Genomic DNA, 14,611 nt, shown 5'->3' with positions numbered 1-14,611 from the left:
CGAGCAATTGAAGTTAATCTGGACCTGAGTTCCAGACGCAACATTCGCGCTGATCGGTCCGCAAGCGTAGGCTGAGTTGAATCCGCTCCCCAGCATCATCAACGCAAGCGCTGCCGACAAGGTGACCGCACAAGACCATGCGAATCTCGTCACAAATCTCGCCGCAATACAGGCACGCCGCCACGGCGACATCGGTGACGATAAAAGAACGCGACTTGCGCCGCCGCTGAAGCTTGGTTGAAACATGCATCCCCCTGGATGATCGTGCGAGTGTTCTGAAGCCGGTGTTTGCAATCTGGTGTCGCTGTTGCCGGATTGCTGTCGGGTTGTTGTCGGTGAAAGCGGCATGCGTGAAAACACCGGAGAGGCGAAGCTGCACTCTCATTTGTTAATCCACTTCTGTCTTGCGCAGGTATTGCCGGACAACGCCGCGAATGTGACGGCGGTGTGACGTCACTCCCTGAAAACCCTTGCGGGTTGTGCCGTGGCGGGCTTGTCACCGTTCGCAGGCGGTCCAGTTTCCGCACGCGAGTGTAGTCCCTTTTTTTCTAAGGACTTGACCGCATGTCTCACTTTTCGAGATATCGAAAAGAAAAAAATATTCAATGGGAATTAGGCTTGACGACGCCATACGCGATCCATATGCTTGGCAAAAATTTCGGTAATCGCGGCATCAGAAAAGCAGAACGAGAACAGCAACGTCCGATGCTGCGCCGATGAATTTTTCATCCGACCGGGAAGGTTTTTCATGTGACCCGTAAATCCGGACGCGCCTCGCGGCATGTCGGTGACATTGCAATTGCACAGTTCAGGGAGAAGAAAATGGATGGCGAATACTATCTGGGGCAGATCATCACGACGGCGTTTGGTATCGTGCCGAAAGACTTTGCTCCTTGCAATGGACAACTCTTGCCGGTGAATGTCTATCAGGCATTGTTTGCGCTGCTCGGCACGCGTTACGGCGGCGACGGTATCCGGACTTTCGCCTTGCCCGATCTGCGCGGCAGAACGCCGGTCGGCGCCGGAACATCGGTCGACGCCGCGTGGCAACCGTCCCCCTATGAGATCGGCACGCTCGACGGCGCTGAAACAGTGGTGCTCAAAGCCAATCAGGTGCCGGCCCATACGCATGACAGTGTCAACGCAGTCAAAACCGGCACCGGCGATCTGCGCACTCCCGTCAGCAATCTGCTGGGCGTGAGTTCCGACAAGCAGATCTATGTCACCGGCACGCCTGCCACGAAAGTGAAGCTCGCCGCAAACGCCGTTAACAGCCGCGGCGGCGGCACAGGTCACGACAACATGCAGCCGTTCCAGGTACTCAGTTTTTGCATCGCGATCAACGGCATTTTCCCGCCGCGTCCCTGATTCAGTTTCGTCCCAACCAATTTTCAGACAGGACCACCTACCATGCCTAGCCCCATGATTGGAGAAGTTCGCATGTTCGCCTTCGGCCGCGCGCCGGTCGACTGGCTCTTATGCGACGGCAGCCTCAAACAAATCAGCGACTACGATGCCTTGTTCGCACTGATCGGCACCACTTACGGCGGCGATGGCATGAGCAACTTCGCTCTGCCGGATCTGCGTGGCCGCGTGCCTGTCCATCAGGGACAAGGCATGAGCAGATCAGGCGCCATGACTGACCGCAAGCTCGGCGTCAAAGGCGGCAGCGAAACAGTGACGCTGCAAATCGCGCACATTCCTGCCCATACCCATGCGTTCGAGGTCAGCGGCGATCAGGCCAACAGCCTGCAACCTGATGGCGCTCTGCTGGCAAAAGCGGTCGGTGACACCATTTACGTCAAACCGGAAAACATCAAGTCTGCGACGCCGTTTTCTACCGCCGATACGACGACGTCCGTCACCGGATCCTCTGCATCGCATGAAAATACGATGCCGACCCTGGTGCTGTCGTATTGCATCTGCGCCAAGGGATATTTCCCTTCCCGAGCCTAAGACCTCAGACCGGCAAGACCATCAATACAGGAGCATCGCGATATGGCATTCATCGGTGAAATTCAAATTTTCGGGTTCGGCTATGCGCCTCCGGGCTGGGCGCTATGTGACGGCGCATCGCTCCCGGTCAGCCGTTTTACGCAGTTGTTTTCCCTGATCGGCAACAACTACGGCGGCGACGGCGTCAGGCAGTTTCAGTTGCCCAATCTGACGGGACGTGCGGCTTGCGGCCAGGGGCAGGGCAACGAGCTGTCACAACGCCGGATCGGTGATAAGTTCGGCGTCAACACGGCATTACTGGCAGCCGAAAACATTCCGGCGCACAGCCATGGCCTGAACTTCTTCAGCATCCCCAAGACCACCGATCCCGTGACCGGCGTTGTCACGGATCACAGGGAAAACGTACCGGCGGAGGGTTACAGTCTGGCGATACCGGAATCCAAGATCTTCTCTCACTCCACCAGCGATGCCAAGATGAGCAACACGCTCGGCAAGCTCGAAGGCGGCACGGATGCGCACGAAAACCGCCAGCCGTTCGGTGCGCTGGCGTACTACATCATGACCCAGCCTGCTGCCGGCGATGGCGTGTTTCCGGTGTTCGCATAAGAATCTACGAAAATTTCGGAGCGTCAGCATTTGTTCCCAATATAAAGAGGAAAAGATGGAATCCAATTCGCAAGACGCTCTGCCCGGCATAAGCAAGGACTTAAGCTGCGTTGCATCCGGTACGCTGATCGCTACGCCAGACGGGCAGAAAGATAGCGTCAAATTCAATCTCGGAGATGCGGTGATGACAGCGTCGGTCAGTTCGACCGGAGGAAAGCTGACATTACAATGGTCGAATGCTGAGATCGGCTTCCATCATGACCTGTTGCCTACAGCGTCTCATCGTGACAGGCTGCTCGTAGAGATTGAACTGGAGAGAACCAAGCTTCGCTGCACATTGGATCAGTGGTTGCTATTACCAAATGGCGAATGGACCACGGCGGGTCTATTGCGTCCTGATATGCAATTGGTCGATAAGGATGGCGCCAGCCTCGCTATTAGTTCAATTGAAAAGGGATATTTCAAGGACGGCATTCAATCTATCATGACAAATCGACCGTGGAATGGAAGTCCTGATGGACATATTCTGTTGGCCAACGGTATCGTCATCGGTGATTTCGCGATGCAGGTATATTCATGACCTATCGGACTAGATGAGAGTGCCAGCTCAAAAGCAGGGACGCAGATACGATTTTCGCTACGTGTCATCCCGCAGGTATCAGAGATCAGGCACCAGATAGTCAACATCCGATCCGCAGAGGCGACAGCATGCAAGCGTCGCCTCTGCGGAAACAAATCCGGAACAAATCCAGAAACAAACTAAAACGGATAAGCCCGCGCCGACGTCTGCACCGTCACCCAGCGCAAATCCGTAAACGCTTCAATTCCCGCCTTGCCGCCGAAGCGGCCGATGCCGCTGCTCTTGACGCCGCCGAAGGGCATCTGCGGTTCGTCATGCACGGTCGCGCCATTGATGTGGCAGATGCCCGATTCAATGCGTGCAGCAACGCGCAAGGCACGCGCCGTGTCCTTGCTGAACACCGCCGACGACAGGCCGTAGTCATTGTCGTTGGCACAGGCAATCGCCGCGTCTTCGCCTTCCACACGCACGATACCCTTGACCGGGCCGAAGGATTCTTCGCTGTAGATGTCCATCGCCGGCGTCACGTGATCCAGCAGCGTCGCCGGAATCAATGTCGAATCGGCTTTGCCGCCGCACACCAGTTTTGCACCCTTGGCCAGCGCGTCATCGATCAGGGCGTTGCAGCGCTCGACGGTTTTCTGATCCACTACCGAGCCGAGCACCACCGGCCCCTTGCGTGGATCGCCCAGCGGCAGGCTGGATGCCTTGGCCGCCAGTCGCGCGACGAAGTCGTCGGCGATCTTGTTGTCGACGATGATGCGTTCCGTCGACATGCAAATCTGGCCCGAGTTGGCGAAGGCGCCGAAGGCCACGCCGTTGACCGCGACTTCCAGGTCGGCGTCGTCCAGCACCACCGCGGGCGCTTTGCCGCCCAACTCCAGCACCACGGGTTTGAGATATGTCGCGCACAGCATCGCGATGATCTTGCCGACGTGTGTCGAGCCGGTGAAGTTGACGCGGCGCACCGCCTTGTGTGCGACCATCGCTTCCACCACGGCGGCGGCATCGGCCGGCGCGTTGGTGACAAAGTTGACCACCCCCTTGGGCAAGCCGGCTTCCTGCAATGCCTCGATGATCAGACCATGCGTTGCCGGGCACAGCTCCGAACCCTTCAACACCACCGTATTGCCGCAAGCCAGCGGCACCGCAATCGCGCGCACGCCGAGGATGATCGGCGCATTCCACGGCGCCATGCCCAATACCACACCAGCCGGCTGGCGCATCGCCATCGCCAGGTTGCCGGGCAGATCGGAGGGGATCACTTCGCCGCTGATCTGCGTCGTCAGCGATGCGGCTTCCAGCAAGGTATTGGCCGCGAGATGCACGTTGAAGCCGGCCCAGATCGCCGATGCGCCGGTCTCGCTCGCCATCGCCTGGATGAAGGCATCAGCCTTCGCTTCCAGTGCATGCGCCGCCTTCATCAGCAGGGCACGGCGTTCGCCGGGACCCGTTGCCGCCCATCCCGGAAAAGCCGCTGCCGCTGCTTCCACCGCCTGCACCGCATCGGCCACGCCGGCTGCCGGTGCGATGGTGGCGATTGCGCCATCCAGTGGATTGCGCCGCTCAAACGTTGCGCCGTTCTTGGCCTGGGTTTGTTCGCCGCCGATCAGCATCGCCATCTTGTTCATCGTTGTCTCCATTCACTTATTCGTTGCATTGTTTGTCCGGATCTTGTCTATGCTACTTCCACATCAATCAGCATCGGCTTGTGCGTATCCTTGCGGCTCAGCGCCATCTGCAAGGCATCACGCAAGGCCGAGGCATCGGCCACGCGCAGCGCGGTGCAACCTTGCGCTTGCGCCAGTCCGACAAAATCGATCGCCGGCAGTTCGGTACCTTGCACCACGTCCGTCGCACTGAAACCAAACACCGGCGCAAAATCCTGCAGCGCTGCATAGCGGCCATTGTTGAGAATCACGAAGGTGATCGGCAATTGCATCTGCGCCGCGCTCCACAGCGACTGGATCGAATACATGCTGGAGCCGTCGCCGAAGATACCGATGATGCGAGCGTCGGGCTTGGTGGATGCAACCCCCAACGCGACACCCAACGCCGCCGGCATGCCGTAGCCCAAGCCGCCGCTGTCCATCGTAAAAAATCCCTCGCTCTGCGTGATCGGCAGATAGTTCTGCATCACCGAGCGCGCACTCGGTGCTTCTTCCACGATGATGTCGGACGGCTTGCGCAACTCCGTCAGCGTCTGCATCACATATGCCACCGACAGCGGCGATGTTGGCGCTGCACGCGGACGCGGTACACGCGGCGCAGGCAGAGGACGCGCAGGCGGTGCAGCGCGCGACAACAGATCCAGCACGCTCAGACGGATACTGCCGACCGCCGCCGTGCCCGACGGTGTCCACGCCGCCGTGGTCGGATCATCGGTCAGCTGGCACAGCACAGCACCAGGCGGCAGATGCGGCCCATTGCCTTCCACGTGATACGTAAAAGCCGGTGCGCCCAGCGCAAAGATGCAATCGTGACCATCGAGCAGGCCGACGATTTTCTCGCGCATCGCCGGGAGGAAGCCGGCAAACAAGCGATGGTCTTCCGGAAAGCTGCACCGCCCCGACATCGGTGCCGCAAACACGCGCGCGTTGTGACGCTCGGCCAGTTGCACCACGGCGTCCCAGGCATTGTCGCGATCCACCGCCGCACCGACCACAAAGGCAGGGCGCTTGCTCGCGTCCAGCATCGCGCCGATCTGATCCAATACAAAAGGCTCGGCGCGCAACTCGGTGCTCACTGTGCGCGGCGCCAGCAACTCCGCCGGCTGATCCCAGTCATCCGCCGGAATCGACACCAGCACCGGCCCGCGCGGCGGCATCATCGCGATGTAATACGCGCGCGCAATCGCCAGCGGCACATCCGCTGCACGCGCCGGCTCCACGCTCCACTTTACGTACGGCTTGGGCAACTCGGTCGCCTGCGCAGAAAACAAAAAAGGATCGAACGGCAAAATAGAGCGCGCCTGCTGACCCGCCGTGATCACCATCGGCGTGCGGTTCTTGAAAGCCGTGAAGATGTTGCCCATTGCATTGCCCACGCCCGCCGCCGAATGCAGATTCACCATCGCCGCATTGCGCGTGGCCTGCGCATAGCCGTCGGCCATGCCGACCACCACCGCCTCCTGCAAGCCCAGCACATAGCGGAAGTCCTCCGGGAAATCGCGAAACATCGGCAGCTCCGTCGATCCCGGATTGCCGAACACCGACGTCATGCCGACTCTGCGCATGAAATCCAGCACCGCGTCGCGCACAGTGATGGTTGAAGACGGCGTGGTGGAAGACGATCTGCTTGATGTCGCCGCAGCGGCCTGCGTGGATTGGGAAGTACTCACCCTGATTCTCCTGGTTTCAATGTAGGGATTGCGGTGTCATGCGGCGCAGTCTGGCCGCACGACAGCTGCAGCAAGTATGAAAGCCCAAGCCTTGTTTTGAAATTGCCTTTTGGGATAAAAGACATTACTCTTTCGCATGACTTTCGATCTGCGCCAGCTCACCGCTTTCACTACCATCGTCGCCACCGGCAGTCTCGGCCGCAGCGCCGATGCCCTGCACGTGACCCAGCCCGCACTGAGCCGCACCATCAAGCGCCTCGAAGAGCAAGTCGGCGCACCGCTCTTCGAGCGCCACTCCAAAGGCATGCAACTCACCGCCATCGGCAAGGCCCTGTTGCCGCACGCGACGCTCCTGCTACGCGAAGCCCAGCACGCCGCCGAAGAGATCGACGCCATGCGCGGCCTCGTCAAAGGCACCATCCGCGTCGGCGCCGTCGGCAGCATCGCCAGCATGGTTCTGCCGCTCGCCATCGGCGAAGTCCTCAAGAAGCACCCAACCCTCCAAGTACAAGTCATCGAAGGCGTCTGGGATCGCCTCACCGACGCCCTCATCACCCACGAAGTCGACCTAGCCCTCGGCATGGCCGTCGCCGACACGGAAGAGATTTGCGCCATCAGTGACTGCCGCTGGGAAGACACCAGCTACGTCGTCGCCGCCGCCGACCACCCGCTGCGCCAAAAGAAAAACCTCAGCCTCATCGACACCCTCTCTCAACCCTGGGCGCTACCACCGCAAGGCACCGGCCCCTATGAGCAGATGCAACAAGTCTTCCACGACCACGGCCTGCCCATGCCCAACAGCGCCGTAGAGACGCGCTCGGTCATGGTGCTGAAAAGCCTGGTGACACGCTCAGGATTCCTGAGCTGGATGCCCGCCCCGATGTTCGAAGTGGACCGCAAGGCACAACTGATTACGGCGTTGGAGATTGAAGGCGCGACGGGAACGAGAACGCTGACCGCGTTCCGTCGGAGGCATGGGATTTTGCCGGGGCCGGCGGTGAGGTTGTTGGAGGAATTGCGGGTGTTGACGGTGACGAAATAATGGATGTTTCAAGTGTTCCATGGCCAGTATTGCGCTGAAAGAAATTGGGCGTAGAAGACAAACAACAATATCGCTAAAAGGAGCGCGACTCTATGAAGTTTTCAGAATACGTCATTCTGGAGAAGCCCGGACTGATGATGGATCCACTTGGATTTATTGCACCCTCTGCAAATCTACAGGACACTCTTTTCAAACAATTTACGGTTCTGACAAATAATCCCGTTTATCACGGTTTGCTCGCTTTGGTGTACCAGACCTTGCAACGCAAGGGGCTGATTCCGGGTCAACCATCTTTTGCATTTGAGTTTCGGAAGCTTGAGATCTTGTGGGGTTTGGCAAATGCTGTGCAGAAAGAGGGTGTTCTCAATGTCACCAAATATCTTCCGATGGTGGCGACCGTCGATAACATCAGCCTCAACAATATTCCGAAGTCGCACGGAATTTATCAACGTCTAGCCTACGGGACGTTGGGACATTATTCAGCGCCATCGTATGTCTGGGGGCTGGTGGAAAAAGGGCGCTCGCAGCTAAGTGATTGCGGGCAGCAACTCGCAGATTCCTTTGCGGAGCGGCGAGGCGTTTCGCTAGTCCGTAGTCTCGAAAAGTGGTACGAAAAGAACGCCGTCAACAAGCAGGAGCTGGAAGAGCTCGGTCAAGAATATGCGATCAGCTGCGATCCGGAAAGCGATGAGCAGGAAACTTGGCGCAGCATCATCCGGCAATACTGCCGCAGCACGCCGCACACCAGTTGTTACTGGGATGCTCCTCTAACGCATGATGCACTCGCGGACTTTAACAAAAGCGCGCAGGACTACGCAATGCTATTTCCGACATTGCGGGAGCGGTATCCGACTTTAGAATCGCGATTCCAGCAGGTGCAGATTTTTCAACTTCTCATGGCGCTTACGCAGTACATATTTGAGCGAGAGTACTTGCTGTTGTCGGAGGAAAATTTCTTACTGCCGCCGGGCGAGATTGAAGAGTCCTTGGCGGTCACTCTGGGGCGGCTCGCCGGCGAATACATCAGTGTGCCTTCGCATCAAGATGCCAGGGGCTTGTTCAAGTCTCTGGCAGGAGTTTCTTCTTACCGGGTCGCCGCAGACCTGATTCTTCGGCATCATGTTCGCCATCAGAATCTGAAGAATGTCTCTCCCTTCATGGAAAATGGACGGTTGTTGGTACTAGACCGGTTTCACATCGCTGATTTCACTAGGTTATGGGAGGAACTGGACGCGGCCCCGGACCATGACAGCGCTCTGGCATGCCTTGCCTATCGCTATCGTCGGGACTGGCATTTCGGTCGGGCGCGTACTTACTACGACTATGCCGGGACGAAGCCATGAAGTCAGATACTGACATGACACAGTTCGATTCGCTCAAGGCGATCTATATGGACGTCATCGCAAAAAACATCAGTGACCCAATTGAGAAGATCCTGGTGATGACTTATGAGTTCGACGATCAGCAATTGTTGAACCTTATTTGTGCCAGGCCGCTTGAGGATGATTTCGAACTACGAAGAAACCAGCGGAAATTCATTGCTGATCTCAAGCCGGTTATTTTTTATGATGCCCGAAAAACGAGAGAATTCAACCGCCTTCCCCATTTCCTCGATTTGGTGCCGGTACGTACTAAACCGTTCAGTTGCCACCATTCGAAGGCATATCTGATCGTTACCGGGCAAAGTGTGCGGCTAGTTTTGGGATCGTTGAATTTGACTTATTCCGGATTATTCAAAAATCGCGAAGTGTTCACGGATTTTTGCTGGAATAAGGATGAGACCGAAGACCTGCAAGTGTTGCGTGACTTTGTAGAACTATTGAAGCGGCAGCGCGCGGACATTCCTCAAGCTGTCGCATCGGAGGCCTTGATTGAGCTTCTCAATGTTATTGATGGACGTCTGGCCCAGTGGGGCGTCAACCATGTGAAGGTACGTCACACGCTGGTTGCTTCCGGCACTGGCACGTCCGGTTTGTCTCAGCTGGCGGAGCGCTGGAGCTTGATATCGACATCGGCGCCAAAGCGCTTGTTCGTAGTATCGCCGTTTTTCGATCAGGGCGACGGTGTATTGATTGATCTGCTTGGTTCCGCAGTGGGGGCTGCAGATGCGGTGCATATCGTCACAGATGAGCGTTCTGTGAGCGCAATATGCAAAAAACACTTTGGTGCAGCGACACGGGATCGGATCCTCAATGTTATTCCCGTTCAGATATCTCAACAGGAGCGTATTCGAATTGAAAAATTCAATGACGGCCGCTCCACTGAGGGATTGCATCTTGAGCGGAAGCTGCACGCAAAAATTCTGGTGCTCGAGAGTGAAATGGAATGCCTGGTTTATATCGGCAGTGCCAACTTTACGTCTAAAGCGTGGAACGGAGACAACTTTGAACTCGGGGTGATATCCGTGGAAACGTGTAGCGCGGATACGCTTATCCGACGGATCTGCGCAGGACTTGGCGCAGGATCCGAGAATGTATACAGCCGCGTGCCCGATACGCTGACATTGTCAGATATCGTGGACGATGAGGACTATGTTGAGGAAACGGGCTATCCAAATTTCATCGAGCGCATTGTTTTGCACTACGACGAGATCAGCGAGACCGTTCATTTTCGCATTGATGGCGGCACTCCCGATGAGATCGGTGCATATGACGTCTCTTGGGGCAGTTTGCCTCTGTCGATATCTGAAAGACGTTCGCAGGATATTCTATCCAAGGAATTTTATGTCCGGCTGGTTGGGGGACGAAATCTCAGTTTCGTGCCGAAAGCGCAGCCAGCTTTGCGATTTTGCATCCCGTTTTGGCATGCGCCAGAGCTGGTTCAGAAGAAGGATGAATTTGTTTTTCCAAACGCGGACGATTGGCTGCAGTACTACCTTGGTATCGACATCGATGACGGTGGGCAGCCTGGGGAGCATATTCCCGGTGAACCTGTTTCGCCAAAGCCGCAGGCAATGTTCGAAGTAGACAGAGAAAGCAATGTCATTATTCAGATGCAACGTTATCTGAGTCTATTTTCAGCAATTGAAGGGGTGTTTACAAAAAAAGCTGATGAGGCCGACAAATTGCTTTTCGGGGATGAACGTTCAATGTTTGTTCGCAAACACCTGACGGAGCCAATTAACGCATACGCGAAAATTCTCAAACGCGAGTTTCAACAGAGCCGTAATAAAAAAACTGCGCAGCTGGAGTTTTGTTTCAAACTTGGTGAGCTGTTGTTGTTCTTTCGCTCTCTCGCAGAGAAACTGCCCGAGTTGCAGGCGTCTCAGGCAGCGCTGGCGTCCTTGCTGACCGATTCGGTTCCGGAGATGGATGCGGGGCTCAAGAGCTATATCAACTATTGCAATCAAAATAATTAAACGACGATGCGAATCCCTCTTAGTAAAATTGTTAGACCATCCGCCGAGAAAAAAGAATTTCAGCGTGACTGGGATCGACAGCGTGAAACGGCAAAGGCAATCACAACGCAATTCGACAACGGCTTTGACACGATCTTGTTGGCGGACGAGGTTGGTATGGGAAAGACCTATGTCGCACTCAACGTGATGGCTGAACACATCATGCAGAGCAAGAAAAATGACCGGAAGGTGCTGTTGATCACGCCTCCTAGTAGTGTGCTGCGAGATAAGTGGGAACAGGAGATCTACAGTTTTGATCAGAAGTACATGGAGCATGCGGAGAACCGCAAGCAATTGCGCCCACTCCAGGTAGACGGCTATTGGACGCTGTTGAGAAACTTACACGACTTTGCGGACCATGTGGATCTCAAACGTGTTCACGATGATGCGCGTTTGTGCTTTCTCTATTTTTTCAACGAATGGGACAATCAGCGCAAGCGCAATTCACGCCGAACACTATGGCCGGAGCTGCGTAGCTTTGAATCGGACAGCATTGCTTTTTATCGTTTTTGTTCCCAGTTCTCGGAACATGCGATATATGCTTTTCTCAATGAACTCAATGGATCAGAAAATCTTGATATTGAGCGTATTGTCGCGGCGATAGAAAATGAGACATGTCCCAGATGGGAGATAAGCAATCTGTTTAAGCGATTTGCTTGTCAGCAGGATCGTTTTGAGGCCAACATCTTCATCATGGGGATGAGTGCGTTAAAGAAGCCGTACAGCAATTCGGAGCAATATAAACAATTGTGCATGTTCTTGCTCGGGCGGTTATGGAACGGACTGCACTATCCAACGCGCGAGGCGATGGCCAAGTCGCTGGTCGCCGCAGGCGTACTCCCGCAGAAGCGTGTCCATGTTTGGGCGGCATATGTGCAGCAAGTCGAAGAGCTGGGGGCGGTCGATCTGTATGGACTGATAGCGGCGGCGGATGCGGTCATGGCGACATCGCAACATGGTAATGCCTGGGATGGCATGGCAACTAAACTTCGGGCAGGAAATAGCGAAGGTGCTGACGCCTTTTTTGAGAATCTCTGCGCAGCGTTGTTGGTGGAGAAATTGCGTCTTGCAAACGTAGGGCTCGCCGTTATTGATGAGGTGCACAACTGGAAGAATGGAAAACTTGGTGCACGCCATTTCGAAAAACAATATGCACCCGGCATTGATAACAAGCTGATCCTTTCTGCCACGCCGTTCCAGATAGAGGAAGAAGAGATAAAACGTCTTTTCGGTTTCGTCGCCAACCCGGAGGGTAATGCCGTCGCAGCGATAGAATCAATTTTCAAGCCGCAGGGAGGGGTGGATTTCTGCATGAAGACAAGCCTGGCATTCAGCGAAGCGTGGGAACAAATTTCAGCTGCTCCGGAAGAGATCCGCTTGCTTGGTGAGTTGTTGGAAAATCAGGAGCTTGAGGGGCTGAGCGCTTTGCTTGATCAGATCGTTTCGGATCCTGGTTGCAACGATGTCTTGCGTCGTTTCTTTGTTGCCGCCAGAGATTATCGTACGGCCATTGTGGCTTTGCAGTTGAAGCTGCGTACGATTGTGGTCAGACATACAAAGGGGCGGAAGAAACGAAATTTCCATATCGGTGCGGATTTCAATACTCCTGACACCGCGTCTTCACGCACATCTTTGTATCTTGGAAAAGGTTATGCCGGTGAAACTGACGCGCTGATTAATTTTGTCGGGATGCGACTCGACCAGTTAATTCGACGTCAGTCCAAAAATTCTTATCAGGAGAACGGACGCCTGCTCGCGGGGATCACCTCCAGTCGAAGTGCATTCAGGGAAAGTCGGCAGAAATTTCAAGAAAAGGGCGGGATGTCTTCTGCGGTTAAGGAGTACAGCGCTTTGTTCGAATCACTTTTGGAAGCGAGCGCGCATCCGAAGGTTGCGGCGACGACCGATCGCGCATTTGCGAACTTTGTTGATGGAAGAAAGACCTTGATTTTTTGCGAACGGGTGGCGACTCTTGATGAAATACAAGATGCATTGCGCTTGCGGATCAACGGCTTTCTCGACACAAAATCGTCGCAGGGCGCATTGAAGCGCGATACGATTCTTAAGAACACCGCCTTTGTCGACAATGCGTGGTGGCTTTCCTTGTTGACTGCCAATGGCCAGGCAGCCAATTGGGCGCCGTCAACTGACCGCGATTTTGCCGAAGCGCACGCTTTCGCCAAGTCCTGCATTGTGAAAGCAGGGATGAAGGCATCTCCTCGTCGGACAATTCGTTTGATAGATTTGCATATGTTGGCGACGTCTCATGCCGAGCAAGCAATGGAGCGTTGTGGTTGGACATCATTGGCCGGCATTTTCAAATCTCTGTTCGACACCATATCCGGAGCGATTGATGCGGATTCCAATGGGGCACTGATGAGTTTGCTAAACGGTGAAAATGGAGACGGAAGCGAGCGCATAGAAGAAACTATCGACGAAGACACAGAAGATGATATCGACGACACCATTAAACGGGTGTATGAAGGGCGACGCAATCTATGGTTGACGGAATCAGACAAAGAATTTCACTGTTTGCTGTGGCAACTTATCGATTCAGAAGCGCGGCAATTATTGGGAGCAGATGGCAACCCAACTCAAAAAGGACCTGCACTCGCGAACATCATGTCGGATCTCTTTGAGGGACTGCGAAAGATTGTATTACGTGACGATTTAATTGCCCGGTATGATTTTTTCAGCAAGCTGGACGACCGTACAGAGCGAATCAAGGATGGATTTTTCTCTATGCCGGTTGGTCATGAAACCATGTCGGGACGTGTCATACGTTTTCTGGAGGCGCTCTTGCAGGAGAGCGGGTCAATCAATCTGGCTTTGCGGCAGAACTCCAAGCGACAAAGCCTGTGGCAAGGAGTCTTCCTGCAGAAGGTAGATTGTGTGGAAACCCTTAGCGGTAAAGTTACCGACCCCAATCGACGTCGGCGTCTTTGCGCAGCCTTCAATTCACCACTAATGCCGGATGTGTTGATCTGTACGGCAATCGGCTCAGAGGGTATCGATCTGCATCGACACTGTGCTGAGATTATTCACCATGACTTACCTTGGAATCCTGCGCGGCTTGAACAACGTAACGGGCGACTTGATCGAGTAAATTCTCTGGCTGAGAATACGCCGGACATCCGTATTGAAATTGGCATTCCATTTCTTGCCAATAACTACGAGGAGTTCCAATATCGGGTGGTGTATAGCCGAGCACAAAAATTTGAAATTCTCATGGGCAGTCCAAGTTACTCTACTGGGGTTGACGAGGAAGCGTTCAGTGACGGTATCGAAACCATTATCGAAGAGCAAGGGGATCAGCCCAGCGCGCAGCAGGAAGAAATATTGGCGATCATTCCTGACATCTTGGTCCGTTATTTGCGCATGGATCTATCAGTCGTTTCCGTTTGATGGCCTTCTGCAGTCTTCAACTGCGGATTGGACTGCCTCCTCAATGCACACTGTCCGGCGGTCGTCCACGAGTTGCAGGTAGCCTGCACGAAACTCGGACGACTCCGTGATACTTGTGGATATGGGTACGATTACGCCGCCCGGTACCGCCTTGTCCCAGACAAAACAGGCATCTCTGCTCATTAAAACCTTAATCGCCGAGTAAATTTGCTAACAGAACGGTGATGTTTCACGAAAACGTTAACGCGTTCCGCCAATAGAGGCAGGCCGCCTGCTCATCAATTA

11 protein-coding genes are annotated in these 14,611 nt (G+C 54.9%); 8 read left to right on the top strand and 3 right to left on the bottom strand.

What is annotated here, in order from left to right; translation table 11 throughout:
- Window positions 1-13: 13 nt before the first annotated feature.
- A complete protein-coding gene (locus tag PQR63_RS01280) occupies window positions 14-385 on the bottom strand; it encodes a hypothetical protein (protein WP_408164933.1) in 372 nt (123 codons plus the stop codon).
- Between the two features lie 365 nt (window positions 386-750).
- On the opposite strand from PQR63_RS01280, the gene PQR63_RS01275 reads away from it, so the two are divergent.
- From PQR63_RS01275 to PQR63_RS01260, 4 genes are read left to right on the top strand one after another with little or no spacing between them, the layout of a single operon-like run.
- The gene (locus PQR63_RS01275) at window positions 751-1,368 is read left to right on the top strand and encodes a phage tail protein (RefSeq protein WP_408164931.1); all 618 of its coding nucleotides are present in this window, start codon (window positions 751-753) and stop codon (window positions 1,366-1,368) included.
- Between the two features lie 42 nt (window positions 1,369-1,410).
- A complete protein-coding gene (locus PQR63_RS01270; RefSeq protein ID WP_408164929.1) occupies window positions 1,411-1,956 on the top strand; it encodes a phage tail protein in 546 nt (181 codons plus the stop codon).
- 42 nt (window positions 1,957-1,998) lie between these two features.
- Entirely contained in the window at window positions 1,999-2,562 is a 564-nt protein-coding gene (locus tag PQR63_RS01265; protein ID WP_408164927.1) for a phage tail protein, read from the top strand.
- Window positions 2,563-2,617: 55 nt separating this feature from the next.
- Entirely contained in the window at window positions 2,618-3,142 is a 525-nt protein-coding gene (locus PQR63_RS01260) for a Hint domain-containing protein (RefSeq protein ID WP_408164925.1), read from the top strand.
- A gap of 179 nt (window positions 3,143-3,321) precedes the next feature.
- Here the strand turns inward: PQR63_RS01260 and PQR63_RS01255 are convergent, their stop codons facing one another.
- Both PQR63_RS01255 and mdlC read right to left on the bottom strand, forming a co-directional pair.
- Complete coding sequence (locus PQR63_RS01255; RefSeq protein ID WP_408165358.1) at window positions 3,322-4,773, bottom strand: aldehyde dehydrogenase; 1,452 nt, start codon at window positions 4,771-4,773, stop codon at window positions 3,322-3,324.
- A gap of 47 nt (window positions 4,774-4,820) precedes the next feature.
- The gene (mdlC, locus tag PQR63_RS01250) at window positions 4,821-6,482 is read right to left on the bottom strand and encodes a benzoylformate decarboxylase (RefSeq protein ID WP_408164923.1); all 1,662 of its coding nucleotides are present in this window, start codon (window positions 6,480-6,482) and stop codon (window positions 4,821-4,823) included.
- Between the two features lie 136 nt (window positions 6,483-6,618).
- Between mdlC and PQR63_RS01245 the strand changes: the two genes are divergently transcribed.
- The 4 genes from PQR63_RS01245 to PQR63_RS01230 all read left to right on the top strand — a co-directional run bounded on the left by PQR63_RS01245 (window position 6,619) and on the right by PQR63_RS01230 (window position 14,326).
- Window positions 6,619-7,524, top strand: a complete 906-nt coding sequence (locus tag PQR63_RS01245) for a LysR family transcriptional regulator (RefSeq protein WP_408164921.1) — start codon at window positions 6,619-6,621, stop codon at window positions 7,522-7,524.
- A 92-nt stretch (window positions 7,525-7,616) separates the two neighbouring features.
- On the top strand, window positions 7,617-8,867 hold the full coding sequence (locus PQR63_RS01240; protein ID WP_408164920.1) for a hypothetical protein: 1,251 nt from the start codon (window positions 7,617-7,619) through the stop codon (window positions 8,865-8,867).
- Window positions 8,864-10,882: a phospholipase D-like domain-containing protein gene (locus PQR63_RS01235; protein ID WP_408164918.1), complete on the top strand. Its 2,019-nt coding sequence runs from the start codon at window positions 8,864-8,866 to the stop codon at window positions 10,880-10,882. Before PQR63_RS01240 ends, PQR63_RS01235 begins: the two co-directional genes overlap by 4 nt.
- Window positions 10,883-10,888: 6 nt before the next feature.
- Window positions 10,889-14,326: a helicase-related protein gene (locus PQR63_RS01230; protein WP_408164916.1), complete on the top strand. Its 3,438-nt coding sequence runs from the start codon at window positions 10,889-10,891 to the stop codon at window positions 14,324-14,326.
- Window positions 14,327-14,611: the final 285 nt, after the last annotated feature.

Source organism: Herbaspirillum rhizosphaerae, assembly GCF_046025915.1.
In the GTDB taxonomy this organism is placed as follows: domain Bacteria; phylum Pseudomonadota; class Gammaproteobacteria; order Burkholderiales; family Burkholderiaceae_D; genus Herbaspirillum; species Herbaspirillum rhizosphaerae_A.
The sequence above is the reverse complement of the archived record's forward strand: the minus strand, read 5'-3'. Positions and strand labels throughout refer to the sequence as shown.